Annotated in this window: 27 protein-coding genes and 2 tRNA genes; 14 read left to right on the top strand and 15 right to left on the bottom strand. The window is 71.4% G+C overall.

Annotated features, from left to right (window positions below):
- Positions 1–21: 21 nt before the first annotated feature.
- Positions 22–846, top strand: coding sequence for an MBL fold metallo-hydrolase (locus IEY12_RS05045; protein WP_188879850.1), 825 nt, complete (start codon positions 22–24; stop codon positions 844–846).
- Here the strand turns inward: IEY12_RS05045 and IEY12_RS05040 are convergent.
- Together IEY12_RS05040 and IEY12_RS05035 are read right to left on the bottom strand one after the other, a co-directional pair.
- Positions 843–1,808, bottom strand: coding sequence for a DUF5787 family protein (locus IEY12_RS05040; protein ID WP_188879848.1), 966 nt, complete (start codon positions 1,806–1,808; stop codon positions 843–845). The genes IEY12_RS05045 and IEY12_RS05040 overlap by 4 nt on opposite strands.
- Before the next feature lie 42 nt (positions 1,809–1,850).
- Positions 1,851–2,702 carry a ZIP family metal transporter gene (locus IEY12_RS05035; RefSeq protein WP_188879846.1) on the bottom strand — a complete coding sequence of 284 codons (852 nt, stop codon included), beginning with the start codon at positions 2,700–2,702 and terminating at the stop codon, positions 1,851–1,853.
- Positions 2,703–2,895: 193 nt separating this feature from the next.
- Here IEY12_RS05035 and IEY12_RS05030 point away from each other — a divergent pair, with 193 nt between their 5' ends.
- From IEY12_RS05030 to IEY12_RS05010, 5 genes are read left to right on the top strand one after another with little or no spacing between them, the layout of a single operon-like run.
- Entirely contained in the window at positions 2,896–4,134 is a 1,239-nt protein-coding gene (locus IEY12_RS05030) for a translation initiation factor IF-2 subunit gamma (RefSeq protein WP_188879844.1), read from the top strand.
- Positions 4,135–4,136: 2 nt separating this feature from the next.
- Positions 4,137–4,520, top strand: coding sequence for a PIN domain-containing protein (locus tag IEY12_RS05025; protein WP_188879837.1), 384 nt, complete (start codon positions 4,137–4,139; stop codon positions 4,518–4,520).
- Positions 4,521–5,081, top strand: a complete 561-nt coding sequence (locus tag IEY12_RS05020; protein ID WP_123074999.1) for a DNA-directed RNA polymerase — start codon at positions 4,521–4,523, stop codon at positions 5,079–5,081.
- On the top strand, positions 5,082–5,279 hold the full coding sequence (spt4, locus tag IEY12_RS05015; RefSeq protein ID WP_123075001.1) for a transcription elongation factor subunit Spt4: 198 nt from the start codon (positions 5,082–5,084) through the stop codon (positions 5,277–5,279). It abuts the gene before it with no gap.
- A gap of 11 nt (positions 5,280–5,290) precedes the next feature.
- On the top strand, positions 5,291–5,830 hold the full coding sequence (locus tag IEY12_RS05010) for a GTP-dependent dephospho-CoA kinase family protein (RefSeq protein WP_188879832.1): 540 nt from the start codon (positions 5,291–5,293) through the stop codon (positions 5,828–5,830).
- Here the strand turns inward: IEY12_RS05010 and IEY12_RS05005 are convergent, their stop codons facing one another.
- Positions 5,831–5,998: a hypothetical protein gene (locus tag IEY12_RS05005; RefSeq protein WP_188879830.1), complete on the bottom strand. Its 168-nt coding sequence runs from the start codon at positions 5,996–5,998 to the stop codon at positions 5,831–5,833.
- A gap of 280 nt (positions 5,999–6,278) precedes the next feature.
- Here IEY12_RS05005 and IEY12_RS05000 point away from each other — a divergent pair, with 280 nt between their 5' ends.
- From IEY12_RS05000 to IEY12_RS04990, 3 genes are read left to right on the top strand one after another with little or no spacing between them, the layout of a single operon-like run.
- On the top strand, positions 6,279–6,593 hold the full coding sequence (locus IEY12_RS05000; RefSeq protein ID WP_188879828.1) for a 30S ribosomal protein S24e: 315 nt from the start codon (positions 6,279–6,281) through the stop codon (positions 6,591–6,593).
- Positions 6,593–6,727 (top strand): 30S ribosomal protein S27ae, encoded by a 135-nt coding sequence (locus IEY12_RS04995; RefSeq protein ID WP_188879825.1) that lies wholly within the window; start codon positions 6,593–6,595, stop codon positions 6,725–6,727. Before IEY12_RS05000 ends, IEY12_RS04995 begins: the two co-directional genes overlap by 1 nt.
- 21 nt (positions 6,728–6,748) lie before the next feature.
- Positions 6,749–8,464, top strand: a complete 1,716-nt coding sequence (locus tag IEY12_RS04990; protein ID WP_188879824.1) for a bifunctional N(6)-L-threonylcarbamoyladenine synthase/serine/threonine protein kinase — start codon at positions 6,749–6,751, stop codon at positions 8,462–8,464.
- Between the two features lie 15 nt (positions 8,465–8,479).
- Here the strand turns inward: IEY12_RS04990 and IEY12_RS04985 are convergent, their stop codons facing one another.
- Complete coding sequence (locus tag IEY12_RS04985; protein WP_188879814.1) at positions 8,480–9,901, bottom strand: sensor histidine kinase; 1,422 nt, start codon at positions 9,899–9,901, stop codon at positions 8,480–8,482.
- Between the two features lie 122 nt (positions 9,902–10,023).
- Between IEY12_RS04985 and IEY12_RS04980 the strand changes: the two genes are divergently transcribed.
- Both IEY12_RS04980 and rdgB read left to right on the top strand, forming a co-directional pair.
- On the top strand, positions 10,024–10,293 hold the full coding sequence (locus IEY12_RS04980; RefSeq protein WP_123075012.1) for a DUF5808 domain-containing protein: 270 nt from the start codon (positions 10,024–10,026) through the stop codon (positions 10,291–10,293).
- A gap of 48 nt (positions 10,294–10,341) precedes the next feature.
- Complete coding sequence (gene rdgB / locus IEY12_RS04975; RefSeq protein WP_188879811.1) at positions 10,342–10,890, top strand: RdgB/HAM1 family non-canonical purine NTP pyrophosphatase; 549 nt, start codon at positions 10,342–10,344, stop codon at positions 10,888–10,890.
- An 18-nt stretch (positions 10,891–10,908) separates the two neighbouring features.
- Here rdgB and IEY12_RS04970 read toward each other — a convergent pair whose 3' ends face one another.
- From IEY12_RS04970 to IEY12_RS04955, 4 genes are all read right to left on the bottom strand, one after another.
- On the bottom strand, positions 10,909–11,394 hold the full coding sequence (locus IEY12_RS04970; protein WP_188879799.1) for a DUF7384 family protein: 486 nt from the start codon (positions 11,392–11,394) through the stop codon (positions 10,909–10,911).
- Positions 11,395–11,529: 135 nt separating this feature from the next.
- Positions 11,530–12,462: an ABC transporter ATP-binding protein gene (locus IEY12_RS04965; protein ID WP_188879797.1), complete on the bottom strand. Its 933-nt coding sequence runs from the start codon at positions 12,460–12,462 to the stop codon at positions 11,530–11,532.
- Complete coding sequence (locus tag IEY12_RS04960; protein WP_188879794.1) at positions 12,463–13,407, bottom strand: ABC transporter permease; 945 nt, start codon at positions 13,405–13,407, stop codon at positions 12,463–12,465.
- A gap of 3 nt (positions 13,408–13,410) precedes the next feature.
- A complete protein-coding gene (locus IEY12_RS04955) occupies positions 13,411–14,475 on the bottom strand; it encodes an extracellular solute-binding protein (protein WP_188879792.1) in 1,065 nt (354 codons plus the stop codon).
- Positions 14,476–14,536: 61 nt separating this feature from the next.
- On the opposite strand from IEY12_RS04955, the gene IEY12_RS04950 reads away from it, so the two are divergent.
- Positions 14,537–15,223 carry a TOBE domain-containing protein gene (locus IEY12_RS04950; protein ID WP_188879790.1) on the top strand — a complete coding sequence of 229 codons (687 nt, stop codon included), beginning with the start codon at positions 14,537–14,539 and terminating at the stop codon, positions 15,221–15,223.
- Here IEY12_RS04950 and IEY12_RS04945 read toward each other — a convergent pair.
- The 4 genes from IEY12_RS04945 to IEY12_RS04930 all read right to left on the bottom strand — a co-directional run bounded on the left by IEY12_RS04945 (position 15,220) and on the right by IEY12_RS04930 (position 18,050).
- Positions 15,220–16,089 carry a dihydrodipicolinate synthase family protein gene (locus tag IEY12_RS04945; protein WP_188879787.1) on the bottom strand — a complete coding sequence of 290 codons (870 nt, stop codon included), beginning with the start codon at positions 16,087–16,089 and terminating at the stop codon, positions 15,220–15,222. The two genes, IEY12_RS04950 and IEY12_RS04945, sit on opposite strands and share 4 nt — an antisense overlap.
- A gap of 226 nt (positions 16,090–16,315) precedes the next feature.
- A tRNA-Thr gene (locus IEY12_RS04940) sits at positions 16,316–16,387 on the bottom strand.
- A gap of 94 nt (positions 16,388–16,481) precedes the next feature.
- Positions 16,482–17,150, bottom strand: a complete 669-nt coding sequence (locus IEY12_RS04935) for a DUF7114 family protein (RefSeq protein WP_188879783.1) — start codon at positions 17,148–17,150, stop codon at positions 16,482–16,484.
- A gap of 90 nt (positions 17,151–17,240) precedes the next feature.
- The gene (locus IEY12_RS04930) at positions 17,241–18,050 is read right to left on the bottom strand and encodes an NAD+ synthase (protein ID WP_188879774.1); all 810 of its coding nucleotides are present in this window, start codon (positions 18,048–18,050) and stop codon (positions 17,241–17,243) included.
- A gap of 239 nt (positions 18,051–18,289) precedes the next feature.
- Here IEY12_RS04930 and IEY12_RS04925 point away from each other — a divergent pair.
- Positions 18,290–18,360, top strand: a tRNA-Gly gene (locus tag IEY12_RS04925).
- A gap of 78 nt (positions 18,361–18,438) precedes the next feature.
- Here the strand turns inward: IEY12_RS04925 and IEY12_RS04920 are convergent.
- Complete coding sequence (locus IEY12_RS04920; protein WP_123075032.1) at positions 18,439–18,699, bottom strand: glutathione S-transferase N-terminal domain-containing protein; 261 nt, start codon at positions 18,697–18,699, stop codon at positions 18,439–18,441.
- Positions 18,700–18,828: 129 nt separating this feature from the next.
- Between IEY12_RS04920 and IEY12_RS04915 the strand changes: the two genes are divergently transcribed.
- A complete protein-coding gene (locus tag IEY12_RS04915) occupies positions 18,829–19,878 on the top strand; it encodes an aldo/keto reductase (protein ID WP_188879772.1) in 1,050 nt (349 codons plus the stop codon).
- A 140-nt stretch (positions 19,879–20,018) separates the two neighbouring features.
- On the opposite strand, the gene IEY12_RS04910 is transcribed toward IEY12_RS04915, so the two are convergent.
- Entirely contained in the window at positions 20,019–21,500 is a 1,482-nt protein-coding gene (locus IEY12_RS04910) for a heme-binding protein (protein ID WP_188879770.1), read from the bottom strand.
- Between the two features lie 51 nt (positions 21,501–21,551).
- Positions 21,552–23,336, bottom strand: a complete 1,785-nt coding sequence (locus IEY12_RS04905) for a site-2 protease family protein (protein WP_188879765.1) — start codon at positions 23,334–23,336, stop codon at positions 21,552–21,554.
- Positions 23,337–23,370: the final 34 nt, after the last annotated feature.

Genomic DNA, 23,370 nt, shown 5'->3' with positions numbered 1-23,370 from the left:
CCCGCGACGACGTAGCGGGTGATGCGCGTCACCCTGCTCGGTACCGGCGACACCGCGGGCACGCCCCGGCCCGGCTGTGACTGCGACACCTGTCTCGCCGCGCGCGAGCGCGGCGTCGAACGCACCCGCTCGTCGGTGTACGTCGAGAACGAGGAGACGGGCGAGCGCCTCCTCGTGGACACGAGTCCGGACTTCCGCCAGCAGTTCCTCCGAGAGGGCGTCGCGCTCCCGGACGCCGCCGTCGTCACCCACATCCACTTCGACCACCTCGACGGCCTCGGGAACGTCTATCGCCTCCTCGACCACCTCCCCGTCTACGCGGCCGACGAGACCGACCCGGAGACGGGTGAGTCGGTCTCCGCGACGATACGGAGAAAATACGACTACCTCGACGCCGTCAGCGTCCACCCCCGGACGCCGCTCGAGACCTTCCGGGTGTGCGGCTTCGACGTCACGCTCGTCCCCGTCGACCACCCGCCCCTCCTCACCTACGGCCTCGTGGTCGAGCAGCCGGAGACGGGCGCGACGCTCGCGCTCTCCGGTGACACGAGCTACCGCGTCCCCGAGGCCTCCCGCGACGCCCTCCGGGACCCCGACCTCCTGCTCGCGGACGGCATCGTCCCCGCGAGCCTCTGCGAGTACCACCCGCTCGGCGGGCGCGACGAGGACGCAGAGGGCACCCCGCGGACGTTCGGCACGAAGCACATGACGCGGGAGGGCGCGGTGGCGCTCGCCGACGACCTGAACGCCGAGGAGCTGCGGGTGGTGCACGTCGCGCACCGCTACCCGCCCGACGAGGCGTTCGCGGAGCCGCTGGGCATCGATGGCGAGACGTTCTCCCTCTAGGTCCACCGACCGAGACCGGACTGCTCGCGCGCCCCGCCCGCGTCGGGGTCCCACGCCTGTCGCGCGGCGCGCTCCGAATCGCGGTCGACGGCCGGGCGCTCGCCCGCCTCGTAGCCCGGGCAGTCGGGGCCGCACTCGCTCGCGGCGTCGACGAGACGCCCCTTGTACGCGCAGTGCGGGAGCGTCGCCGCACCCGCCTCCGCGCCGCGATCGGCGTTCGCGCACGCGGGCAGCTCGTACGTCCGCCACCCCTTCCCGTAGGCGCGCTCGGCCACGCGGAGCCGCTGGGTCGCCTTCGCGTCCGGGGAGACGGGACGCACCGCCCAGCGGCCGGCGTGGCGCTCGCCGGGTTCGAGACCCCACCCCGACGCGTCGAGGCGCGTCGGCTCGCGGACGACCTCGATGGCCGACGCCTCGGCGTCCACGCGCCAGACGCCGACCGCGTCCGGGAGGCGATTGAGATGCGCGCGCGTCACGTAGGACTCGGTGGCGAGGACCGCGTAGTCAAGGAGGCCGAGCGAGACGTCGTGGCGGAGTTGCGCGTCGAGGTCCCCCGGTCTGCCGAGGTCGGGTTTGTTCTCGACGCCGACGAGGTCGCCGACCCAGTCGGGGTAGCGCGCGACCTGCCGGACGACCGCGTGGCCGTCGCGGCGCGCGCGTTCGAGGAAGCCCGCCTCGACGCCGCGCTCGGCGAGCGCCCGGGCGCGAGCGGGCGGGCCGTCGAAGACCTCGGTGACGCGACGCCACCGGCCGACGCCGATGTCGGCCTCGATGGCGGCGGCGGGAATCGCCTCCGGAGTGAGTTCGGCGCGCGCGTCGAACTCCGGGCCGCGCGTGAGACAGACGACGTCGACGATGCGCCCGCCGGCGGCGTGGACGCTCGTCCCGAGTTGGCGCGCCACCACGGGGTAGTCGCGCTCGAGGCGGGCGCACAGACGCAGCTCGAAGCCGAACTCGCGCACGAGAGACAGGAGGGCGCTGGGGCGGTTAAGCGTCCCGTCCGTTCACGCCGCGAGCGCGACGTCGAGCGTGAGCATCACCATCAGGCCCGCCATGGTGCCGAGCGTCGCGACGCGCTCGTAGCCCCGCGCGTGGCTCTCCGGGATGATCTCGTCGGAGATGACGTAGAGCATCGCGCCCGCCGCGAACCCCATCGCGTACGGGAGGATCGGTTCCATCACGAGGACGGCCCACGCGCCGAGGACGGCGACCGGCACCTCGACGAGGCCCGCGCGCAGTCCCGTCACCATCGCGTAGAAGCGCGTGCCGAGGCCGGCGTTCCGCGCGGCGATAGCGACGGCGAGCCCCTCGGGGACGTTCTGGATGCCGATGGCGAGCATGAGGGCGAGCGCCTCGCCGAGGTCGCCCGCGCCGAAGCCGACGCCGACCGCGAGGCCCTCCGGGAGGTTGTGGAGGGTGATGGCGACGATGAAGAGGAGGACGGATGCGATGCGGCCGTCCACGTCGGGAGGCGCGGCGGCCTTCGCGGCGGGCTCGCCCTCGGTGGCTTTCGCGGCGTCGGGCCGCTTGCGCCCCGTCACGAGCACGTGGACGTGGGGCACCCAGCGGTCCGCACGGTCGAGCGCGAGCACGCCGAGCGTGAGGCCGACGAGCACCGGCACGAGGCCGCCCGCGTCGATGCCGGGGAGGATGAGGCTCGTGAAGCTCGCGGCGAGCATCACGCCCGCCGCGAAGCCGAGCGCGCCGTCGAGCGCGCGCTCGGAGGGGTTCCGCCAGACGAGGATGCCGAGCGCGCCGACGAGGTTGAACGCGGCGATGACGACGCCGCCGACGAGCGCCTGTATCACGGGGTTCGAGCCCGTGACGCCGACGAACGCGTCGGCGAACCAACTCACACTCCCCACCTCTGCGCACGCGCCGCCGGACGGGCGCGTGACGTGTCGCGATGCATACGCAGTGGGCGGGCGGCCGAACGCATAGGCTTTCGCCCCTCGGACGGCGGGTGCGCGCCGCCGCGAGCGGCCGCTGGGCGTATCGAATCGGGGGCTTTATCATTTCCGCAGGGCGAAGTGCCCGCAAGATTACTTCATGGCAGGAACCCATCGCCAACCGGAGGTGAACATCGGTCTGGTCGGACACGTCGACCACGGGAAGACGACGCTCGTGCGCGCGCTGTCCGGTGAGTGGACCGATCAGCACTCCGAGGAGATGAAGCGCGGCATCTCCATCCGACTCGGCTACGCTGACGCGACCTTCCGCCGCTGTCCCGAGGAGGAACCCCCCGAGTGTTACACGGTCGAGGAGCACTGCGAGGAGCACGACGTCGACACCGAGGTCGCGCGGACGGTCTCGTTCGTCGACGCTCCCGGCCACGAGACGCTCATGGCGACGATGCTCTCCGGTGCGGCGCTCATGGACGGCGCCGTCCTCGTCGTCGGCGCGAACGAGGAGGTGCCCCAGCCACAGACCGAGGAGCACCTCATGGCGCTCGACATCATCGGCATCGAGAACGTGGTCATCGCGCAGAACAAGGTCGACCTCGTGGACGCCGAGCAGGCCCGCGAGAACTACCAGCAGATCGAGGAGTTCGTCGAGGGCACCGTCGCGGAGGGCGCGCCCGTCGTTCCCGTCTCCGCCGAGCAGGAGATCAACCTCGACGTCCTCATCGAGACCATCGAGGAGGAGATTCCGACCCCGGAGCGCGACCCCGACGCCGACCCCCGGATGTACGTCGCGCGCTCCTTCGACATCAACCGCCCCGGCACCACCTGGGAGGGCCTCACCGGCGGCGTTCTGGGTGGAAGCCTCGTCGCCGGCGAACTCGACGTCGACGACGACCTCGAACTCCGGCCGGGCCGTGAGGTCGAGGAGGGCGGCCAGTCCGAGTGGCAGCCCATCACGACGAACGTCCGCTCGCTTCAGGCGGGCGGCGAGAACGTCGACACCGTCACGCCCGGCGGCCTGCTGGGCGTGGGGACCGGCCTCGACCCGAGCATGACGAAGGGCGACGCGCTCGCCGGTCAGGTCGCCGGCCACCCCGAGGCGCTCCCGCCGACGTGGGAGTCCTTCGAGATGGACGTCGACCTGCTCGAGCGCCTCGTCGGCGCCGAGGAGGGCGAGACCATCGACCCCATCAACACCGGCGAACCCCTGATGCTCACCGTCGGCACCGCCACCACGGTCGGTGCCGTCACGTCCGCTCGCGACGGCGAGTGCGAGGTGAACCTCAAGCGCCCGGTCTGCGCCGAGGAGGGCGACGTCATCGCCATCAACCGCCGCGTCGGCGCGCGCTGGCGGCTCATCGGCATCGGCCGACTGCAGGGGTAACCATGTCGGAGCGGGTCGCCGTCGACGCGAACGCCCTCATGATGCCCGTCGAGGTGGGCGTCCGGGTGTTCGACGAACTCGACCGGGTCTGTGGCGACTACGACGCGGTCGTGCCGGACGTCGTCCGCGCCGAGCTCGCGACGCTCTCGGACGGCGCCGGCGAGGAAGCGACCGCCGCGTCAGTCGGCGCGGACCTCGCGGCCCGCTGTGACACCCAGGAGACGGACGGACAGTACGCGGACGACGCGCTCGTCGCGCTCGCAGAGTCGGGCGCGGTCGACGCCGTCTGCACGAACGACGGCCCCCTCCGCGAGCGCGTGCTCGCGGCCGGCGTTCCGGTAATCCATTTACGGGGTCGGAATCAACTCACACGCACTCAACCATAGATGTACAAGCGCGCACGCCTGAAGGACACGGTAGAAGTACCCCCGCGACACCTCGCAGACGTCTCACCGGACCTGGTGAAACGGCTGTTGCAGGACAAACTCGAGGGGCGCATGGACGAAGACCTCGGTAGCGTCGTCACCGTCACGGAGGTTCACGACATCGGCGACGGCGCCGTCCTCCCGAACCGACCTGGGGTGTATTACGAGGCGGAGTTCGACGCCGTCACGTTCGACCCCGAGATGCAGGAAGTCATCGACGGCGAGGTCGTCGAAGTGGTGAACTTCGGGGCGTTCGTCGGCATCGGCCCCGTCGACGGCCTGCTCCACGTCAGCCAGATCAGCGACGAATACCTCGCGTACGACGAGCAGAACCAGCAGCTCTCCTCGCGCGAGTCCAGCGACATCCTCGGCGTCGGTGACGCGGTGCGCGCACGCATCGTCACGAAGAGCATCGACGAGCGCAACCCGCGCGAGTCGAAGATCGGCCTCACCGCGAAGCAGCCGGGGCTGGGCAAGCACGAGTGGCTCCGCGCGGCCGACGAGAACTCGGAGGCCGAGTAGATGGCGTCGAACCGTCTCGCCTGCCACGACTGCCACCGCATCGTCGAGCCCGACGAGGAGGTCTGCCCGTACTGCGGGTCGAACGACCTCACCGAGGACTGGGCGGGCTACGTCGTCATCACGCATCCGGCGTCCTCCGAAATCGCGGAGAAGATGGAGGTCACGGAGGCCGGCGAGTACGCGCTGAAGGTCCGCTGAGGTACTGAGCCGTGTCCGAGGCCGTCGCGACGCTCCCGCCGAGCGCGCGCGCGTCGTTCAAGGAGCCGCTCGGCCCCGTGTTCACGGACGCCCTCGCCCTCCTCGAGGGCGCGGGCGAGCCCCTGATTGCGGTCGGCGACGTCGTCACTGCCCACCTCGGCGAGGCGGGCGTGACGCCGCACGTCGCCGTCGTGGACGGGAGGACCGAGCGCGAGGCCGTCGACCCCGCGGTCACCGCGAGCCTGCCCGACGCAGCGCGCGTCGTCGACGTCTCCTCCGACCCGGGGACGCTCTCCGACGAGTTGGTGCGCGCGCTCGTCGCGGCCATCGACGCCGACGACTCCACCAGAATCGTCGTGGCTGGCGAGGAGGACCTCGCGACCGTTCCGGCGGTGCTCTACGCGCCGGCGGACGCGACGGTGGTGTACGGACAACCCGGTGAGGGGATGGTGCGCGCGACTGTCACCGCCGGCCTCCGCGAGCGCGTGCGCGACCTCGCGGGCGAACTCGAGACGACCGCGGCGTTCTGGCGGCTCGTCGAGCGCGCGTAGCTACGCGCGCGGCTCGACGTCGTGAAGCCACGCGATCGCGACGACACCGAGACCGACGAGCATCGCGTAGAAGCCGACGGCGTAGAACGTCCCCGTGCTCCCCAGCGTGAGGAAACCCCCGACGAGGAGGACGCCGAGGCCGAGGCGTTGGAGCGACGCCGTGCTCATCGAACCACCGTGGCGGGCATGCGCGACGGGACGGCGGAGCGCGGGAAAAGCGTTCGGCCGAGTGAACAGCCCACGGGGATAGCGTCCGGCGACCGAGCGGTCCGTCAGGACCCGGACGGTCGCCGGTTCGCTCGCCGTCAGGCGAGGTGCAAACGGCCCCGTAGGGGTCGTGCAGTACTTTTGGTCGAGCTTTTGCCAGCGCCGGCTCCGCCGGCGCACAGCAAAAGGTCGTTCGTAATGCTTTTACTCGGTTCGACGCCTTAGTCAATGACAACTGACCATGGAAATCGACATCCTCAGTGAGGAGGACAATCCCCTCCTTCACCGCCGGCAGGTTCAGTTCGAGATCGTTCACGACGAAGCGACGCCGTCGCGCCTCTCCGTCCGCGATTCGCTCGCGGCGACGCTGGACAAGGACAGCGACGAGGTCGTCATTCAGAGCCTCGACACGAAGTTCGGGATGCGCAAGACCGTGGGCTACGCGAAGGTCTACGAGTCCCCGGAGGCCGCCATCGACGTCGAGCAGGACCACATGCTCGACCGCAACAAGATCAGCGCGGACGCGGAGGCCGCCGAGGCGGAGGCTGAGGAATAATGCCCCGCTCGGACTACTACAACGACGAGGGCGAGCTGGAGAAGGAGGAGTGTCCGCGCTGTGGCGACACGTTCCTCGCGGAGCACTCGGACCGCAAGCACTGCGGGAAGTGCGGCTACACCGAGTGGAACTGAGCGCGTAACTCCCTCCTTTTCATGCGCGTCGTCGGGATCGAGGGGACGGCGTGGTGCGCGAGCGCCGCGGTGTTCGACTCGGAACGTGATGCCGTCAGTATCGAGTCGGAAGCGTACGAACCGGAGAGCGGCGGCATTCATCCGCGCGAGGCCGCCGAGCACATGCGCGAGGCGATCCCGCGCGTCGTCGCGGCCGCACTGGAGACCGCCGAGGGGCCGATCGACGCGGTGGCGTTCGCGCGCGGCCCGGGCATCGGGCCGTGTCTGCGCATCGTCGGGTCGGCGGCGCGCGCGCTCGCACAGAGCCTCGACGTGCCGCTCGTCGGTGTGAACCACATGGTGGCGCACCTCGAGATCGGCCGGCATCGCTCGGGCTTCGAGTCGCCGGTCTGCCTGAACGCGTCGGGCGCGAACGCGCACGTCTTGGGGTATCACAACGGCCGCTATCGCGTGCTCGGCGAGACGATGGACACGGGGGTGGGGAACGCCCTCGACAAGTTCACGCGCCACGTCGGCTGGTCGCATCCGGGCGGCCCGAAGGTCGAGGAGCACGCGGAACGTGGCGACTACGTCGAGTTCCCGTACGTCGTGAAGGGGATGGACTTCTCCTTCTCGGGCATCATGAGCGCCGCGAAGGACGCGTACGACGACGGCACGCCGGTCGCGGACGTCTGCTGTGGTCTCCAGGAGACGGTCTTCGCGATGCTGACGGAGGTCGCGGAGCGCGCCCTCTCGCTGACGGGGCGGGACGAGCTCGTCCTCGGTGGCGGCGTCGGGCAGAACGCGCGCCTGCGGGAGATGCTCGCGGCGATGTGCGAGCAGCGCGGCGCGGAGTTCTACGCGCCCGAGGCGCGCTTCCTCCGGGACAACGCGGGGATGATTGCGGTGCTCGGCGCGAAGATGTACGGCGCGGGCGACACGCTCGACGTCGCGGCGTCGGCGGTCGACCCGGACTTCCGGCCGGACGAGGTGCCGGTGACGTGGCGCGACGACGCCGAGGATGTCCTGCTCGCGGGCGCGGGCGCGCCGACGGACGTCCGGGGCGCGGAGGCGGTGGTGGACGTCGGCGCGGAGACGGTGACGAAGACGCGTCGGCCGAAGGCGTACCGCCACGACGCGCTGGACGCGCGCCTGCGCCGCGAGCGGACGACGCACGAGGCTCGCCTGCTCTCGGAGGCGCGCCGCGCGGGCGTGCCGACGCCCGTCGTCTTCGACGTGGACGTCCCGGGGAGCACGCTCGAACTGGAGCGCGTCGGCGAGGCGGACTTACGCGACGCGCTGAGCGAGCGGCGCGTCGCGGCGGTCGCCGAGCACCTCGCGGCGCTCCACGACGCGGGCTTCGTGCACGGCGACCCGACGACGCGGAACGCCCGCGTCACGCGTAGCGGGACGCGGGACGAGCGAGCGGGGAGGCACGACCCGCGAGCCGCGCGACACGCGCAGCAACGCGACGCCGACGGGCCGGAGGCGTCGCGGGGAGAGCGAGCGGGAGCGGACGCGACACGCGAGCCGCGCGACGGCGGACGCGTCTACCTCATCGACTTCGGTCTCGGCTACTACACGGACGACGCGGAGGACTACGCGATGGACCTCCACGTCTTCGAGGGCGCGATCCGGGGGACGGCCGACGACCCCGAGCCGCTGCTCGCGGCCGCCGAGGCGGCCTATCGGGAGGCGGGCGACCCCGGTGTCCTCGAGCAGCTGCGCGAGATCGAGGGGCGCGGGCGCTACCAGTAGCGGCGGCGCAGCGTCTCAGCCCGCGCCGACGACGATTTCGAAGCGGGTGCCGCCGTCCGTCCCGTCGCGGACGGCGATCGACCAGCCGTGGCTGCTCACGATGCGCTCGACGATGGCGAGCCCGAAGCCGCTCCCGCCTTTCGCGGTCGTGTATCCCTTCTCGAAGACGCGCTCGCGCTCCGCCTCGGGGATGCCGGGGCCGTCGTCCTCGATGTAGACGCCGTGCCGTTCGTCGAGCACGCCCGCCGTGACGGTCACGTCGCTCGGGCCGTGCTCGACGGCGTTCCGGATCAGGTTCTCGAAGGCCTCCATCACGCGCGTGGGGTCACAGCGCAGGGGGACGCTCGCGGTGACGTCGAGCGAGCTCCCGGGCGCGTGGACGTTCTGGTAGCTCCCGGTGACGAGTTCGGCGAACTCGACCCGCTGGCGCTCGCCGACGCGTTCGCCCTCGCGTGCGCGCTCGAGGAGCTCGCCGATCAGCGTGTCCATGCGCTCGAGCGCGGTGAGCGCCGTCCCGAGGCGCTCGCTCTCCCCCTCGCGCTCCGCGGCGGCGAGTCTGATGCTCCCGTCCGCGACGTTCAGCGGGTTCCGGAGGTCGTGTGCGACCGTTCCCGCGAACTCCTCGAGCTGGTCGACCTTCCGGACGAGCTCGCGCTGGTGGGCTTTCCGGTCGGTGACGTCCCGCGAGATGCCGACGATGGCCGAGACGGTGCCGTCGTCGTCGCGCACGGGCTTACACCGCGACTCGACCCACAGCTCGACGGCCTCGGACTTCTCGACCCGGTACTCGACGACCTGCGGTTCGCCGTCGGACGCGCGCTCCATCGCGGTCGTCACGCGCTCGATGTCGGCCTCGTGGACGCGCTCGAGGAACGACGTCGGGTCGGCTCGGAGGGCGTCGCTCGACTGGCCGAACAGCGTCTCGTGGCGCTCGTTGATGAAGCGGAGCTCCGACCAGTCGGCGTCGAACATCCAGAGCGCCTGCTCGGTGACGGAGACGATTTCGCGCAGTCGGCGGTCGGTCCGCTCGGCTCGCCGCTGTGTGCGCCGGTGCTCGACGGCGGTGACGATCTTCCGCGCGAGCAGCGGCGCCTGGTTCCCGATGGCTTCCTGAATCACGTAGTCGGTGACGCCGGCCTCGATGCTCTCGCTCGCCACTCGCTCGTCCCCGGTCTCGGTCAGGAGGATGAACGGCATCTCGGGGCGCTCGGCGCGGACGTCGCGGAGGAGCGCGAGGCCGGTCTCCTCGGTGAGGTGGTAGTCCGAGAGGACGCAGTCGACGGCGCGCTCGTCGAGGAGCGCTCGCCCGCCGTCGGCCGATTCCGCGGTGAGGACGTCGACGCGCTCCGCTTCGCGAGACAGCTGCGTGCTGATCAGCTCCAGCAGCTGCGGGTCGTCGTTCACGTAGAGCACGGTGATCGGCTCGTCGTCCGCCATGGTCGATACACACGCAAACGAAGGATAGCGCTTTCGCCCGAACGCGCGTCCGCCGCGTCGCACGCGGCGCGCTCCCGTGGAAAGCGGAAAGGTTCTTCCCACCGCCCTCCATACCCCGCGGTATGTCCGACAAACCCGCGTCCGGGGAACTGTTCGGTGTGCCGTACAACTTCGAGCGCCCGTCGGTCTCGAACATGCTGAAGGCCTACTGGCAGCCGGGTGAGGGGATGCTCGTCGAGAAGCCGTTCGGCGTCGGCTACACGCTGAACCTCGCGAACTGGCGCGCGTGGGTCGTGCTCGCCGTCGCGGGCGCGCTCCTCTGGCAGCAACAGCAGGGCGAGAGCGAGGAGTCCGCCGTCGACGAGGCGGTCGAAGTCGTCGTCGACGACTGAGGTCGGTATTCCGTATCCTCTTTTACGCGCGGCGCCGCAGACGCAGGCATGAGCCTGCAGTTCGTGACGACGAACCCGGGGAAGGTCCGGGAGGCGACGGAGTACCTCGCCGAGTTCTTCGACGTCGAGCAGTACGACTACGATTACGCCGAGGTCCAGAGCGACGACCTCGCGGAGATCGCGGCGCGCGGCGCCGAGGAGGCGTTCGCGGCGGCGGGCGGCGACGACCCCGTGATCGTGGACGACGCCGGCCTCTTCATCGACGACCTCGACGGGTTCCCGGGGCCGTACTCCTCGTACGTCGAGGACACGCTCGGCATCGAGCGCGTCTGGCGTCTCGCGGAACCACTCGCGGACCGCTCGGCGGCGTTCCGTTGTACGGTCGCGTACGCTGACGGCGAGACGGTGGAGACCTTCGACGGCGAGATCCCGGGCGAGGTCGTCGCGCCGCGCGGCGACGGGGGGTTCGGCTACGACCCCATCTTCGAGCACGACGGCGAGACGTTCGCGGAGATGGGCACGGAGCGGAAGAACGACCTCTCGCATCGCGGGCGCGCGTTGGCGAAGCTCGCGGACTGGCTCGCCGAGCGCGCGTAGCGGGTGCGGTGCGGGGGGTCAGGCGCGCGGGTCGCGGTCGGGGCCGGGGTAGGCGTCGCCGACGACTTCGGGGTGGAGGCGCTCGGCGTCGAAGAGGCGCGCGAACCCTTCCGGTGAGGTGAAGCTCGTCGTGACGTACTTCTTCACGCTCGCGTTCGTCTTCGCGTTCCGCAGGCGGTCGTCGAACGTGAGGACGTGCGCGGCGTTCCCGTGCGCGGCGGACGCGAGCGCGGGGTGGTCGCCGTCGGGGTGCTCGACGCGCTCGGCGAGCGCCGCCGTCTTCTCGCGCCAGTCGGCGGCGAGACCGACGTCCGCAAGGTCGGCGATCAGCGCTTCGGCGTCGTCGAGGAGGGGGTCGCTCGCGACGAGCGTCATCCAGGAGTGCGCGCGGATCGCGTCGAGGGCGTCGCGCGCGTCACCGCCGACGAGGAGGTCGGCGGCGAGGACGTCGGCGTCCGCGACGACGCGCGAGACGTCGGGGGCGTCCGCGAACTCCTCACGCATCGTCGTCACCTCGGCGCTCGGCGAGCGCGTCGCGGACGTCCGCGACGGTCACGTCGTAGTCGGCGGCGCGCTCGAAGAGGGCGGCCCAGCGTTCCATACGCGCTCGAAGGGCCGTCCGGCGGATAAAGTCATAGCTCACGCGATGCGGTGCCAGCGCGCGGCGTCGACGGCGACGGTCGTCTCGGCGGGCGGCCGGTCGGCGGTGTAGGCGACGAGTTCGGCGTCGCCGACGTCGAGCGTGACGCGGTAGACGGCGTCCTCGCGGACGACGCGTTCGACGGACGCGGGGACGCCGCCCGCATCGAGCGTGACGTGCTCGGGGCGGACGGCGAGCAGGCCGTCGGGCGCGTCGAGGCCGGCGGGGAGGCGCGCGCTCTCGACGGCGTTCGCACCGGTGAACTCGGCGACGAAGCGACTCTCGGGGCGCTCGAACACCTCGTCGGTGGGGCCGACGTGCGCGACGCGACCGTCCCGGAGGACGGCGACGCGGTCGGCGACGGCGCGCGCGGTCGTGCGGTCGTGCGTGACGTAGACGGCGGTCTCGTCGGCGAGGAGGGTGAGGAGGTCCGCGCGGAGGCGCTCGCGCGTCGGCGCGTCGAGCGCGGAGAGCGGTTCGTCGAGGAGGAAGGCGTCGGGGCGGACGCAGAGCGCGCGGGCGAGCGCGACGCGCTGTTTCTCGCCGCCGGAGAGCGTCGCCGGCGCCCTGTCCGCGAGGTCGGCGACGCCGAGGCGTTCGAGGAGCGCGTCCGGGTCGCGGGTGTCGTCGTGGTACTTCGCGCCGAACGCGACGTTCTCGCGGACGCTCAGGTGCTCGAAGAGCGCGTACTGCTGGAAGACGAAGCCGACGCCTCGATCCTCGGGCGGGCGGCCGTCGAGGCTGCGGCCGTCGAGTTCGACGCCGCCCGCGTACTCCCGGAAGCCCGCGAGCGCTTCGAGGAGGACGGTCTTCCCGCTCCCGGAGGGGCCGAGGAGGCAGAGCGTCTCGCCGTCCCGAACGGTGAGGTCGGCGGCGACGTCGAACGCGCTCCCGGCGTCGCCGACGCTCGCGCGGAGGTCGACGCGGAGCATTCAGGTCCACCTCCCGGTCTCCCGGGTGAGCGCGCGGACGGCGAGGAAGACGGCGACGCAGACGAGCAGGAGGAGGACGGCGACCGACACGGCGGACTCGAAGTTCACGTCGAGTTCGTGGACGACGAAGACGGAGCCGAACATCGCCTGCACGCGCTCGCCCGCCGGCGGGTAGAAGACGGTGACGTTGTAGGCGACGACGGCGACGGCGCCGTACTCGGAGACGGCGCGGCCCCACGAGAGGACGGCGCCCGAGAGGACCCCGCGAACCGCGAGCGGGCCGGTGACGCGGCGGAACGTCTCGAAGCGCGACGCGCCGAGCGAGCGCGCGGCGCGTTCGGCGTCGCGGTCGACGGCTTCGAACCCCTCGCGCGCGCCGTTCACGAGGTAGGGCGCGGCGACGAACGCGAGCGCGAGGACGAGGCCGGGCATCGCGCCGAGGACGGGGAGCGTCGGGAACGCGCCGCTCTCGCCGAACGCGAGGAGCACGGCGAGGCCGGCGACGCTGTGCGGGACGACGAGCGGGAGGTCGACGAGCGCCTCGACCACGGGGCGGCCGGTGAAGCCCCGGCGGAGGAGGAGGGCGAGCGGAACGCCCAGAACGGTCGCGAGGAGCGTCGCGAGCAGCGGGGCGTAGACGGAGACGTAGAGCGTCCGCTGGACGTCCGGGCGCGCGAGGGCGTCGAGGACGGCCCCCGGCGTCGTGAACGTCGCGAGCGTCGCGAGCGGGTAGGCGAGCGCGACGAGGAGCGTGCCCCCGCAGAGCGCGGCGACGACGCCGAACGCGCCGCGACCGGCGCTCGCTCCGAGGACGCCGGCGCTCGCGACGGCGAAGACGACGTAGAGCGTGGGGCGACCGAGCGCGCTCGCGACCGCGAACGCGGCGAGTTGGACGCCGGCGACGGCGAGGACGAGCGTGCGCGCGTCGAGGGTCGGCGTGCGCATCGCTCAGAGCGCGAGCGGGCCGAGCGATTCGCGGGCCTCGGCGTGCACCGCCACCGGCTCGGGGACGGCGTCGGCGTGCGCGGCGGGGACGACGGCGGTGTCGAGGACGTCGAAGCCGTTCTCGCGGAGGACGCGCGCGCCCTCGCCGAGCGCGAACGCGACGTAGTCGGCGCCCCGGTCGGGATGTGCGGCGGTGCTCGGGACGGTGACGCCGTAGGCGATGGGGCCGCCTGTGTACGTCGTGCCGCCGGCGTCGACGGAGACCGTCGCGTAGTGCTCGGCGTACGCTTCCGTCGCTCGCGAGAGGTCGACCTCGGGCTGGAGGTCGATGGTGCGGACGTCGTGGCTCGCGCCGAAGGAGCGATAGGACCACGCGTAGTCGAGTTTCCCGGAGTGGAGCTGGCTGAGCAGGTCGACCTCGTCGCTCGCGGGCACCGTCGCGTTCTCGCGCATCGCCTCGGCGGCGGCGTCGTCGTAGAGCGCCTCGCCCTCGAAGGGGGTCGCGCCGAGCGCCATCGCCATGCGCGCGCGGTAGCCGTTCGGGTCGACGGCGGGGTCGGAGTGGCCGACCGCCACGTCGTCGCGCGCGAGGACGTTCCACCAGTTCTCGGGCGTGAACGCGTCGGCGTACGCGGACTCGTCGGTGTACGCGACGGTCATCGCGTTCGTCGCGAAGAGCGCGTACCAGTCGCCGTACTCCGGGAGGAGCCCGTCCCGGAGGAGGCGGTAGTCGGCGACGGCGAGGACGTCCGCGCTCCGGTGCGGTGGCTGCGTGACCTTCTTCGTGGAGCGCACGGAGCCGCCGGACTCCTGCGTGACCGAGACGTCGTTCGCGGCCGTGTACGCGGCTTCGAGGTCGTCGAACGCCGCGCCGAGACTGCCGGCGTGGAAGACGGTCAGCGCGTCGGCGGCGCCGGACGCCGCGCGCTCGGTGCTCGACGCGCCGGTGCTCGACACCTCCGTCCCCGACGCCCCGTCACCGCCCGTCCCGCCACAGCCGGCGAGTCCCGCGAGTCCCGTCGCGCCGACCGCCGCGAGGAACGCCCGCCGCGACCGTTGTTCCGACATGGATACAACGATGCCTCCTCGGCGACATAACCGTTTTGCTCGGCCGACGGATAGGGAGCGTATGGACGCCGGCTTCGACGCCCGACTGCACGCCGACGACGTCGCGTTCGGCGCTCGTGACGCCGCGCTCCTCCGCGCCATCGACGCGACCGGGTCGCTGAACGCCGCCGCCGAGCGCCTCGGGCGCTCCTACTCGCGCGCCCACGGCCGCCTCGACGACCTCGAGGCCGCCTTCGGCCCGCTCGTGGAGCGCACGCGCGGCGGCGCCTCCGGCGGCGGCACCGCGCTCACCGAGGACGCGTACGCGCTCCTCGCGCGCTTCGAGCGCCTGCGAGCGGGCTACGCCGCCATCGCCGAGACCACCGTCGCCGTCCTCTCCGGCACCGTCGTCGACCGCGACGGCGAACTCGGCACCGTCGAGACCGACGCCGGTGTCGTTCGCGCGCTCGTCCCCCCCGACGCGGACGCCGTCGACGTCGCCGTCCGCGCGGACGCCGTCACGCTCCACGCGCCCGACGACGCCCCGTCGGCGGACGCCACGAGCGCGCGCAACCGCTTCGAGGGGACCGTCGAGCGCGTCGAATCCGGCGACGCCGTCGCCCGCGTCCGCGTCGACGTCGGCGCGGACACGGCGCTCGACGCCCTCCTCACCGTCGACAGCGTCGAGCGCCTCGGCCTCCGGGTCGGACACCCGGTCGTCGCCTCGTTCAAGGCCACCGCGACGCGCGCCACCCCGACCGAGCGCTAGGGAAGCGCGTCCGCGACCAGCGACTGAATCGACGTCTCGATATCGGACGCCACCGGCCGATGCGGACTGCGCGCCCGACCCGCCGGCAGGTCGCGCGCACGCATCGCCGCCTTCAGCCCCGGAACGCCGTGCTCGCTCGTCACCGCGCGGTTCACCGCCGCACACCGCCGGTTCACCTGCCGGGACTCCGCGTCCTTCCCCGCCTCGTGGAGCCGATACACCTCGGCCGCGCGCTCCGGGAGGACGTTCGCGAACGCGAGAATCCCGCCGTCCGCGCCCGCCTCCAGCGCGTGTGCGTACGTCCCGCCGCTCCCCGCGAACACCGCGAAGTCGTCCGGCGTCGACTCCACGAACCGCAGCAGCGTCTCCAGGTCGCCCCCCGAGTCCTTCAGCCCCGCCACGTTCGCGTGCCCGGCGAGGTCCGCGACGAGCGCCGGCGAGAGCGTGACGCCCGTGTACTTCGGGACGTTGTAGAGGTAGACCGGGAGGGCCGCGTCGTCCGCGACCTCGCGATAGTACGCGCCGATCGACGCCTCCGCGTGCTTGTAGTAGTACGGCGAGACGACGAGCGCCGCGTCCGCGCCCGCCGCCGCCGCGCGCCGCGTCTGCTCGCGCGTCTCCACCAGCCCCGGATGGCCCGTCCCCGCGAGCACCGGCGTCTCGGCCGGCGCGGCCTCCGCCACCGTCTCGACGACCGCCGCGCGCTCCTCGAGCGTCAACAGCTCCGACTCGCTGTTCGACCCGCACGGCACCACGAAATCGACGCCGCGCCCCGTCACCCAGTCCGTGAGCTCGCGGAGCGCACCGTGATCCACGGTACCCGCGTCGTCGAACGGCGTCACGAGCGGCACACCAGTTCCGTGCATACATCGCGGTGGCGCGCGCCCGCCGTAGTCCTTCCCCTGACTGCCGTCTGACGAAGCTTTAGGTGTATCGGGACACTCCACTCGGCTGAGCGCGTTCCACACGTTCCCATCCGCTCGACGCGCTCTATTCCCCTCCCCGTTCTCGCGTTCCGACCGGTGAGCGACGCGTCTTTCTGTCTACTTCGCGACAGCATCGACTTCTCGTCGAGCGTGTCGTCGTGAGAAGAGCCTAGGGCGGGATTTGAACCCGCGCTCTCGTCCTTACCAAGGACGCGCTTTACCGCTAAGCTACCCAGGCAGGCACTCTTTCGTAGTTCGGTTCCGACTTTAGGGGTTTCGATTCGGATGCGTCGCGCGAACCGCCCGACGGGACTGGACTCGCGCCGGCGACGTCAGTGGTCGGTCGCCGAGGGGCGGACGGCGTCGCCGTCGGCGGCGGGCGCGCCGGCGACGCGCGCGAGGACGTCCTCGATGGTCTCCGGGAGGACGTCCGCCGGATTGCCGAGCGGTGGCGTCCCCCACGAGTCCGCGAGGCCGACCGCGTACTGGCGGAGCGCGCGCGGCGGCTCGGCGCCGGTCGCCGTCGCGCCCGCGACGACCGCGAGGTCGAAGACGGACGCTTCGAGGCTCCGCGCGGACGACTCGACGCCGTCGGCCGCGTCGGTGCGCTCGCGGCCGAACTCGCGGACGGTGTGGACGGCGGCGTCGGCCGCGTCGGTGCGCGCGAGCAGGCGAAAGCCGCGCGCGACGAGGACGTCCGCCGCGAGGACGTCGAGGTCGGCTGGCTGGTCGGAGGCGTCGCTCACCAGCCACGGCTCCGATTCGACGAGTTCGCGCGTGAGCGCGAGCCCCTCGTAGACGAGTTGGACGCCGGCCGTGCGGTCGGCGAGGCCGTCCGCCTCGGCCTGTCCCGGGACCGCGCGTGCGCTCAGGAGAACGAGCACGCCCGGAACGACGGAGCCCTCCGCGAGTCGCTCGTCGATGGCGGCGCGGAGGTCGGCGGGTTCGACGTCCCGAACTGCCTCGCGCGCGGCGGCGCGGGCCCGGTCGGCCTCTTCCATTAGCCGAATGTAGCCCGGCGAGCGGCAAAGACCTTTGGAAAGCGCCGACGCGCGCTCACACGTCGCCCCGGCGGCATCCGCGAGTCGCGCTCAGAACGTCGACTCGGGCGCGGGCGGCACGTGGCGCTTGTGCTCGCTTCGCGCGTGGAGGTCGCGGACGTGCTCGACGTTCGCGAGGGTCGTCTCCGCGATGTCGGCGGTCGCCTCCGGCGGGACCTGCCCGTCGACCGTGAGCGCGATGATCGCGTCGAGCGTGTCGTAGCCCATGCCGATCTCCTCCTCGTCGGTCTGGCCCGCCCAGAGCCCGGCCGTTGGCGTCTTCTCCACGAGCTCCTCGGCGGCACCGAGGTCGGCGGCGAGCTGGCGGACCTGCTGCTTGTAGAGGTTCCCGAGCGGGTGGCAGTCCACCGCGCCGTCGCCGTACTTCGTGAAGTAGCCGATCGCGGCCTCCGTGCGGTTCCCCGTCCCGAGCACGAGCCCGCTCTCGTGGTTCGCGACGAGGTAGTTCAGCACGGCGCGCGTCCGAGCGCGCGCGTTCCCGACGGCGATCTTCTCGCCCTCCGCTTCGGGGACGGCGTTCAGGAACTCCTCGACGATCGGGTTGATCTCGAAGACGTCGTACTCGATTCCGAGCTCCTCGGCGACGCGCTCGGCGTCGCTCATGTTGTCCGCGTCGCTCACCTCGCCCGGCATCACGAGGCCGTGGACGTTCTCCCGACCGAGCGCCTCCACGGCGAGATAGGCCGTCGTCGTCGAGTCGACGCCGCCGGAGAGGCCGAGAACGGCCCGCTCCGCGCCTGCGGCGTCGAGTCGCTCCTCGATGAACGACTCGATGCGGTCGCGCACGTCCGCGAGTTCGTCCGCCGAGAAACGCAGGTCCAGTGGGTCGATATCCGTCATCGTCGGCGCTTCGCCCGCACGCGACTAAAACCCACTCGCCGCCCGCCCGAAGGTGGACGGTCGTCCACTCCCGAAACGCTACGTTCAAGTGGGAGAGCGGATTAACCACGAGCGAAGCGAGCGCACCGGTGTTGAGCGGGACGGCGTTCCGCGATGCACGGTGGGTGAGTGAAACGAGCGCACCGGTGGTGAACAAACCCGAAGGGTTTGTGAGTCACGGTGCACAAGCGAAGCGCAGTGCACCGGTGGTCTAGTGGTAGGACATGAGCTTCCCAAGCTCATAGCCCGGGTTCAATTCCCGGCCGGTGCACTTCTCCTGCGTACGGCTGACCGAGGAGCGTCGCGTCTCGGCGTCGACGCCCTCGCGAGAAAACCGGAAACCGCCGCGCTACGCGTAGTGCTCGTCGAGGTACTCGACGATGTCGTCGCTCTCGTACATCGTGACTTCGCGCTCGGTGTCGACGAGGTAGGGGATCTGGTCCTCGCCGCCGGCGGTGAGTTCCTCGTGGGTGACCTCGTTGGTGACGTCGCCGCCCATGCCGCCGGGGAGGCGGGGGTTGTGGATGACGTAGGAGACGCCGAGTTCGCTGAGCTTCCGGCGAACTTTCTCGCAGTGCGGGCAGCCTTCGGACTGGTAGAGTTCGAGCATACTGGTGTGGACGGCCGGCGCGGACAAAAGGGCTGACGTCGCGGCGAGCGTCTGCGGGTTTCGCGGACGAACCGGGGAGTCGCCGGCGGAACCGTACCCGCTAAGTGTCGCTCGCCCCAATCGTCGCGTATGCGCTATCGCGAACTCGGGGACTCCGGTATCGAGGTCAGCGAAGTCGGGTTCGGCGCGTGGACCGTCGGCACCGACTGGTGGGGTGACCGCGACGAGTCCGACGCCGTCGAGATGATGGAGTACGCCGTCGAGCAGGGCATCACGTACTTCGACACGGGCGACGTCTACGGCCACGGCCGCTCGGAGGAACTCGTGGGGGAGGTGCTCGCCGAGCACGACGAGCTGGTGGTCGCGACGAAGGTCGGCTACGACTTCTACAACAACCCGCAGGCCGGCCACGGCGAACTCCCAAAGGAGATGGACGCCGACTACCTCCGCGACGCCGTCGAGCGCTCGCTGGAGCGGCTCGGAACGGACTACGTGGACTACCTCCAGCTCCACAACGCGAACGTCGAGGAGCTGACGCCGGACGTCCTCGAGTTGCTGGACGAACTCCGCGAGGGGGGCGCGGTGGGCGCCATCGGTCTCGCGCTCGGCCCGTCCATCGGCTGGCTCGCCGAGGGCGAGTTCGCCATCGAGCGGGAGTTCGACGGCGTCCAGTACGTCGGGAACCTCCTCGAGCAGGACGTCCACCAGCATTTCCTCGAGCACGTCCGCGAGCACGACTCCTCGACGAGCCTCATCCCGCGCGTCCCGCACTCCTCGGGCCTGCTGAACGAGCAGGTCACCCCGGAGACCGAACTGGAGGCGGGCGACCATCGGGGCTTCCGCCCGGACGAGTGGTACGAGACGGGGTGGGAGAAGGTGGAGGCGCTGCGCTTCCTCGAGCGCGACGGCGAGCGCACGATGGGACAGGCGGCCATCCAGTGGCTCCTCTCCACTGAGGAGGTGGCGTCGGTGACGCCGACGTTCCGCTCGAAGGCGGACATCGAGGAGTGGAGCGCGACCCCCGAGACGCCCCGCCTCAGCGAGGACGAGCAGGCGCGCGTCGCCGACCTCTACGCGGAGAACTTCGGCGTCGAGCGCTTCGACGGGATGGCCCACGAGGACTACCGGACGAGCGTCGACGGCGACGACCTCCGCGACGCCGGCCTGCTGGCGGACTGACCCGCCAGCCGAGACCGGAGTGAAAGTGACCCTCGGGGCGGCTTCCCCGATGCGGTACCGTGTTTTCCACCGGAAGGCAGGGGGTCGGGCCGAGCGGGGGCGACGCCCGGCACGAAGCAAGTGCGTCTACGGCGAGACGGTCAGGCCAAAAAGACGTGACGCGGGCGATCCGCGAGGACGTCGCGGCCCCACTGGACGGTGTCGCGGAAGGCGTCCGAGCGGAAGAACGCCATCGCGTCGTCCTTCGACTCCCAGCGCGAGTCGATGAAGAAGGCGTTCTCGTCCTCGGTCTCCTGAAGGAGGCGCGTCTCGCGGTGGCCGTCCTGGCCGGCGAGCGCGTCGCCGACGGCGTCGAACTTCTCGACGAAGTCCTCGCGGTGCTCGGGCTTGACGGTGTAGAACATCCCCATCGTCCCCCAGCCGGCGTCGGCGTCGCCGACGCGCTCCGTGATGCCGGGGAGGTCGGAGAGGAAGCCGGCGGCGGTGTCGGCGGCGCTCTGAGTCTCCCAGAGGGAGACGACGGCGGCGGGTCCGTCGCCGTCGACGGGCGCGTAGACGACCGTGCCGTCGTGTGTGTCGTAGTGGTCGAAGCTCTCCGCGAGTTCGTCGACGGCGTCCTCGAGTTCGTCGACGTCGGCCTCGGAGTAGAGGCCGACGGCGTAGACGTCCTCGCCGTGCGGCTGGCCGGCGTAGACGTCGAGGTCCGCGAGCTCCTCGCGGAGCGACGCCTCGCCGCCGTCCTCGCCCTCGGCGTCCTCGGTGTGGCCGTGTACGTGGCCGTCGTGGTGGGTGTCCTCGCCGTGGCCGTGTGCGTGCTCGTCACCGTGCTCGCGTTCGTCCTCGGGGACGGGGACGGACTCGCCGGCCATGAACGCCGGGAGGTCCGCGGGCGGGAAGCGCCGGCCGACGTAGAAGGAGCCGAACTCGCCGTACTTCGAGGAGGCCTCGTCGAAGCGCATCTCGTAGACGATGTCCTTGATGTCCGTCGGGTCGTCGCCGAAGAGCGTCACGCCCCACTCCCAGTCGTCGAGGCCGACGGAGGAGGCGATGACCTGCGAGATCTTTCCGGCGTACTCGCGGCCGAGGTCGCCGTGGCCCGCCATGAGGTCGGCGCGCTCCTCGAAGGAGAGGTCGTACCAGTTCTGCTCGGGCCGGCGGCGCTTGCTCATCGGGTAGAAGGAGACGTAGGTGTCCTCGGGGATCTCCGGGGTGAGCTTCCCCTCGATGTAGCGGCGCAGGCCGTCGTCGACGCTCTCCGGGTCCTCGAAGTAGTCGTCGCTCACGTAGCCCGACACCTCCGTGACGGAGACGTAGGAGTAACTGCGCTCGGTGTACTCGGCGAACGCCGTCCCCTCGAAGGAGCGTTCGATCCGGTTCAGTTCGTCGAGCGTCGGGCGGAAGTGGACGAACAGGAGGTCGGCCTCGTGGCCGAGCACGCTGAACGTCGCGGAGTCGCCCTCGTCGCTCCGCGCGAGCGCCTCGCGGTGCTCGAGGAAGGCCGCGGCCTCCTCCAGTGCCCGCTCGCGCTCGCGCTCGGGGGCGTCGCGCCACGCGTCCCAATCGATGGTCCGGAAGTCGTGCAGGGCGTACCAGCCCTCCGCCGTCTCGGGGGCTTCAACCATAGCCGAGAGTTCGGTCGGCGCCCCCAAGGGCTTTTCCAGTCGCGCCTGAGCCTACCCGAGCAGCTGCGGGCCGAAGACGAGCAGCACGAGGCTGACGCCCATGATGAGCCCGATGCCCGTGGTGATCGCGCGGACGGCCGCGCGTTTCTCCTCGATGGGGAGGCGGGAGACGACGGCTTCCGCGCTCGTCCGCAGGAGGTGGCCGCCGTCCAGCGGGAACGCCGGGATGCAGTTGAAGAACGCGAGGTTGAGGTTGATCCAGCCGGTCCAGAAGAGGGCGTTCGCGAGCAAGAATGCGCCGCCGCCGAGCGCGGCGAGCGGGCCCTCGACGGCGAAGAAGTTGAGGTTCCAGCCGTAGAAGCCCGCGAAGTTGTAGGTGAGCCCGGGGTCGATGACGCTGATGAACGGGAGGAAGAGCGTCGCCGCGACGGCGCGCACGAAGCCGGCGATGCCGCCGCCGGCCGTCTCACCGCTCACGTACGAGAGGTACGTCCCCGCCTCGTAGAGGTGGACGCCGAAGTCCGTGAAGGAGATACCCGAGGTGCCGTACGTCCCAAGGATGCCGAGGTAGCCCACCTCGGAGTTCGGGCTCTCGCCGAGCGTGACGGTGTAGTTCTCGAACGACCCGTTCGCGTACGCGGTCACGTCGACGTCCTCGCCGGCGTCCGTGTCCGCGAGCGCCGCGCTCACGTCGTCGTAGTCGACGACTCGCTCGCCGTCGAGGCGCGTGATGACGACGGGGTCACCGCTCGGGACGCCGCTCCGTGCGGCCGGGCCGTCGGGCTGGACGATGGCGAGCGCGCCGAGCGGTCCCGATACCGTCCGCGTCTCGCCCGACGTGCGGTTCAGGAGGGTGAGCGACGCCATCGTGTGGTTCGCGGCGAGGCGTTCGAAGCCCGCGCGCGTGTAGACGGGCGTCCCGTTCACCGCCGTCACGGTCGTGTTGATGGAGACGGACGCGAACGGTCCCGCCGTCGGCGCCGCGCGCACCAGGAGCGAGCGGTTCACCGTCGCCGTCTCCCCCGACGCGAGCTCGACGGCCACGCGCCGGTCTTCGAGCGCCGACAGCGTCGCCTCGAACTCGGTGTTGTTCGCGACGCTCTGGTTCCCGACGGCGACGATGCGGTCGCCCTGCCCGATGTCGGCCTGCGAGGCCGGCGACGCGGTGAGCGCGCTCCCGACGGCGGCGCCGGGCGCGACCGAGATCGCGCCCGCGACGGGGCCGAACAGACAGAGGAAGACGAGCGCGGTCAGGAGGAAGTTGTTCGTCACGCCCGCCGCGAACATCCGGGCTTTCCCGCCGCGGTCGGCGCGCTGCTGGCTCTCCTCGTCCGGTTCGACGAACGCGCCCATCGGGATGACCGCGAGGAGGACGACGCCCATCGAGGAGATGTCGATGTCCTCGACGCGACACATGATGCCGTGGCCGCCTTCGTGGACGATCATGCCGATGAGGAGGCCGAGGACGATTTCGGGCGCGACGTCCAGCGGGAGGAAGTCGTTCACGCCCGGGATGACGAGGATGTTCCGTGGCTGTGAGACCGCCGACGTCGCCGCCGGCGGGTTCTGGACGATGCTCGCGGCGCTCGCGACGAGGAACGCGAACATCCCGAGGCCGACCATCAGCGCCGCGCCGAGGCCGAGGTTCCCCCACGCCCGCCACGCGCGCGTCGGCCGTGCGAGCCAGTTCAGCAGCGCGCGCCCGCGCTTCGTGTGCACGGTCACCATCGGCCCCATCGTGCCGACGTACTCGGGGAGCACGTCGTTCCGGTCGAGGGTCGTAACGAGCGCCCACACCAGCAGTATGGCGGCGAGCACCCACAGCCAAGCGTCCATCGAGTCGGTGATTCTGGTCCCCGCCGGATAAAGC

It is taken from the genome of Halarchaeum grantii, from assembly GCF_014647455.2.
Lineage (GTDB): Archaea > Halobacteriota > Halobacteria > Halobacteriales > Halobacteriaceae > Halarchaeum > Halarchaeum grantii.
This window is presented reverse-complemented; position numbering and strand designations above follow the sequence as displayed.